The sequence below is a fragment of the Thioclava sp. UBA3469 genome, from assembly GCF_002378135.1.
GTDB classification, from domain to species: domain Bacteria; phylum Pseudomonadota; class Alphaproteobacteria; order Rhodobacterales; family Rhodobacteraceae; genus Thioclava; species Thioclava sediminum.
The window spans coordinates 1-4285 of record NZ_DFRG01000113.1; the positions used below are offsets into that span (position 1 = coordinate 1).

Annotated in this window: 5 protein-coding genes; 2 read left to right on the forward strand and 3 right to left on the reverse strand. The window is 66.2% G+C overall.

Annotated features, from left to right (window positions below):
• From B3D39_RS09360 to B3D39_RS09370, 3 genes are all read right to left on the reverse strand, one after another.
• On the reverse strand, window positions 1–764 hold a 764-nt coding region (locus tag B3D39_RS09360), incomplete at its 3' end, for a tripartite tricarboxylate transporter permease (RefSeq protein ID WP_286789625.1).
• Window positions 765–773: 9 nt separating this feature from the next.
• Window positions 774–1205 carry a tripartite tricarboxylate transporter TctB family protein gene (locus tag B3D39_RS09365; RefSeq protein WP_078570398.1) on the reverse strand — a complete coding sequence of 144 codons (432 nt, stop codon included), beginning with the start codon at window positions 1203–1205 and terminating at the stop codon, window positions 774–776.
• 67 nt (window positions 1206–1272) lie between these two features.
• Window positions 1273–2238, reverse strand: a complete 966-nt coding sequence (locus tag B3D39_RS09370; RefSeq protein ID WP_078519231.1) for a Bug family tripartite tricarboxylate transporter substrate binding protein — start codon at window positions 2236–2238, stop codon at window positions 1273–1275.
• A gap of 114 nt (window positions 2239–2352) precedes the next feature.
• Here B3D39_RS09370 and B3D39_RS09375 point away from each other — a divergent pair, with 114 nt between their 5' ends.
• The gene (locus B3D39_RS09375) at window positions 2353–3033 is read left to right on the forward strand and encodes a response regulator transcription factor (protein ID WP_078570397.1); all 681 of its coding nucleotides are present in this window, start codon (window positions 2353–2355) and stop codon (window positions 3031–3033) included.
• On the forward strand, window positions 3020–4285 hold a 1266-nt coding region (locus B3D39_RS09380; RefSeq protein WP_286789626.1), incomplete at its 3' end, for a sensor histidine kinase. The genes B3D39_RS09375 and B3D39_RS09380, both read left to right, overlap by 14 nt.

Below are 4285 nucleotides of genomic sequence, written 5' to 3' on the forward strand. Positions count from 1 at the left end.
GTCGTCTCTTTCACCATCTTCCACGGCGGCGTGATGCGCCCGACCGAGACCTTGTGGCCCGCGCCGGTGGCCGAGCCGTGGCGGTGCTCGAGGAAGATGAACACTTCCGACAGCGCGAAGAGGCCGACGATGGCGACGAGGAAATCGAGCCCGTCATAGAGGTGGACCTCGCCAAAGGTCAGACGCGGCACGCCGGTCTGCGTGTCCACACCGATCACCGACAGGCCGAGGCCCAGCATCGCGGCGAAAGCCGATTTCGCCTGATTGGTCGAGGAGACCCCACCCAGCGTTGCGAAGGCGAGCGCGAAAAGCGCAAAATATTCCGCCGGTCCGAACAGCAGCGCGAATTTCACCAGCTGCGGCGCCAGCAGGATCAGGCCCCAGGTGGCGATGAAAGCACCCACGAAGCTTGCGATGCCCGAGAGAGACAGCGCCTCGCCCGCAAGGCCTTTCTTGGCCATCGGGTAGCCGTCGAGACAGGTCATCATCGCGGGCTCGTCGCCCGGGATGTTCAGCAGGATCGAACTGATCCGCCCGCCATACATCGCCCCGTAATAGACCGAGGTCAGCAGGATCAGCGAGGGGGTAGCGCCCAGCCCCAGCGTGAAGGCCAGCGGGATCAGGATCGCGACGCCGTTGGACGGCCCGAGCCCGGGCAACGCGCCCATCATGGTGCCGAGGAACGTACCCAAGAGCGCGAGCAGCAGGTTCTCGAAGGTCAGAGCGGTATGAAAACCGTCTGCGAGTGACATTAAGGTGTCCATCATATCACCTCAGAAGCCGAAGGGGCCGCTGGCGAGCGAGAGGCCCAGAACCAGCTTGAAAATTACGTAGATACCGATCGAGGTGGCGACGCCCACGACGACGGATTGCAACGGTCCCGTGCCCAACCGCCAAGTCAGGTAGGCGCTGGCAAAAGCGGTTGCGATCAGGAAGCCCACGATGGGCAGGAACTCGGCATAGAGGATCATCACCACAACGGCGGCGAGGATTTCGGCGAGCCGCGCGAGGCTCGGCCAGACCGGGTCGGGATCGGGGCGCAGCAAGATCACGAGCGAGGCCAGCCCGAGGATCACCGCGATCACCAGCGGGAAGGTTTTCGGCCCCACCGCATCCGACAGGAAACTTTCTTGGATTTGCAGCGTCGCCCAGCCGTAGAACAGCGCGAGGCACAGGCCGACGGCGCCGAAGATGCGATCACTCATGATCCCCTCCCTTGGTATGAAGGCGCGGCGGCACTCGAAAGCCCGCCGCGCGCATGGGTTGTCTCGCTTACTTGATGATGCCGATCTGGCGCGAGATGTCCTGAATCTGCTGGACCGAGTTCTGCACGAAGCTCTCGAATTCAGCGCCCTGCAGATTGAGCGGGGCCAGACCGTTGGCCGCCATCACCTGCTTCCACTCGTCGGAGGCGTAGAGCTGGCCGACCTTGTCGACCCACATCTGGTAAGCCTCGTCGGACATGCCGCCCGGAGCGTAGAAGCCGCGCCAGTTCGCGCCGATCGCGTCCACGCCCTGCTCTTTCGCGGTCGGGAATTCCGAGAATTCGCCGTCCAGACGCTCGGGCGCCAGCACCGCGATCACGCGGATATCACCGGAGTCGACGAAGCCCTTGGCTTCCGACAGATCGCCGGTGAAGGCCTGCACGGAGCCCGCCAGAAGCTGGGTGACCGCTTCGCCGCCGCCGTCGAAGGCGATGTATTTGACCTTGCGCACATCATCGATGCCGTAAGCGTCGGCCGCGATCAGCACCTTGAGGTGATCCCAGCCGCCCACAGCCGAGCCGCCCGCGACGGAGACCGAATTCGGATCGGCCTTGATCTTGTCGAGCAGTTCGGGAAGCGTCTGGATGTCGCTGTCGGCTGCGACGGCGATCACGCCGTAATCCGCGCCGATCGAGCCGACCCAGCGGACCTGATCCATCGAGTTGCCCGGATAGGCGCCTTGCGCCAGACGGGTCGCGGTGGCCGAAGAAGCCGCAACGATCAGGTTGTCGTCGTCATTGCGCTTGTTGACCACTTCGGCGAAGGCCACGCCACCGCCGCCACCGGCGAGGTTCACGACCTGCATGGTCGAGTCGATGAGGCCCAGATCCTGCATGGTTTTGCCGACCTGACGGCAGGTGAAGTCCCAGCCGCCGCCGGGGTTCGCGGGCGCGATACATTCCTGCGCCGAAGCGCCGGTCGCAACGGTGAGTGCCGCGACGGCAATCGCCGCGCGCATGAGTTTAAAAGCCATGGTATATCCTCCACTGTCCGCCCGTTGCCTCCCGCAGCGGGCTATGGACCGGGTTTTACCGCTTGAACCTGTCACGAACCTGTCACAGGTTCAGAGGCGCATGAGGGAGGAAGAATGCGGCTCTTGCTAGTGGAGGATGCCGAGGAGCTGGCCGAGGCCACGCAACGTCGGCTTGCGCGCTCGGGTATGGCCTGCGATCTCGCCGCCTCCGTGGGCGAGGCGCGCGATTTTCTGGCGGTGCAGGCCTATGACGCGGTGATCCTCGACATCAACCTGCCCGATGGCAGCGGCACGGACCTTCTGCGCGAGATGCGCGCGCAGGCCGCCACGATGCCTGTGCTGATGCTGACAGCGCAATTCTCGGTCGATGACAAGATTTCCGCCTTCGAGCTCGGGGCCGACGACTATCTCGTAAAACCCTTTGATCACCGTGAGTTGGAGGCAAGACTTCATGCGATCGGGCGACGGCAGACGACGGATCGCTCCGCCGATCTGGAACTTGGCCATCTGCGCTATAACGCGACGGCGGGCAGCGCCACGGTCGGGGATCAGGCGTTGAAACTGACGGGCCGCGAATTCGCGCTGCTGGGCCTGCTGATGCGCAATGCAGGGCAAGTGATGTCGAAGGATCGGCTGCACGAGGGGCTATACGCCTTCGACGACGCGGTGCCGGGCGACAATGCGATCGAGCTCTATATCGCGCGGCTGCGCAAGAAGATCGCGGGCAGCGGGGTCGAGATCGAGACCCTGCGCGGACGCGGCTACCGTCTGGCGGCGCGCGATGGCGATGTCTGACGGCGTGCGCTCCCGCGAGATCGGCATCTCCGCCACGCGCTCGCTGACCGCGCGGCTCGTGACCGGGCTGTCGGGGCTGATGATTATCGGCGGGTTGATCCTCGCGCTGGCGGCCTTCGCCTATGGGCGCGCCGCGGCCCGTGACGCCTTCGACCGGCTGCTCGTGGGCGCGGCCAATGACATCGCCGCCTCGATCTCGATCCGCGACGGCGCGCCGGTCGTCGATCTGCCGGTCTCGGCGTTTGAGCTGCTGGCCCTCGCCCCCGATGACCGCATCGCCTATCAGGTCAGCGGCCCGAAAGGCGCGGTGCTGACGGGCTACGAGGACCTGCCCCGCCCCGACACGACCGCACAGGACTCGGAGCTTTACGACGCGCGCTTCAAGGGAGAGCCCGCGCGCTACATCCGGGTCACGCGCCGCTTCGCGGAGCGCCAGTTCTCCGGCACGGTGGAGGTGGTCGTCGGCCAGACCCTGCGGGCACGCACCCAGCTTGCGCTCAGCATCACCCGCAACGCGCTTGGCGGGCTGGCGGTCGGCGGCATCGCCATGCTCGCCTTCGCGATCATCATCGTGCATAGCGCGCTGCGCCCGCTGGAGCGGCTGGCCCATCGAATCTCGGAACGCGATCCGCAGGACCTGACCCCGATCCGCGCCGCCGTGCCGCGCGAGGTCGATGTGATGGTGCAGGCGACGAACGGGTTCATGGGGCGGCTGGACCGGCAATTCGCCACGATGAAAAGCCTGATCTCGGACACCGCGCATCAGCTGCGCACCCCCGTTGCCGCCCTGCGCGCGCAATCCGACCTCGCCGCCGAGGAAGACGATCCCGCCCGGCGCGACCAGATCGTCGCGAAGATGCATTCCGGCACGGTGCGGCTGAGCCGCTTGCTCGATCAGATGCTGTCGCGTGCGCTTGTGATCCACCGCGCCGACAGTGCGCGACGCGAGCAGGTCGATCTGCGCAACATCGCCTTGGACATCTTTGAGGAAGGCGATCATGCGGCCCTCGCGCCGGGGAGCGAAATTCGGCTGGAGATCGCCGAGGCGGAGGTGCCCGTGCTGGCCGATGAGCTCTCGCTGTCGGAGGCCGCGAAGAACCTGCTGGGCAACGCGCTGTCGCATGGCGAGGCCCCGGTCACCATCGGCGCGGAGCTGCGCGACGGGCGCGCCCGGCTCTGGGTGCGCGACGCAGGCCCCGGCCCCACGCCCGAGTTGCGCGCGCGTCTGGGCGAGCGTTTCGCGCCGGGGCAT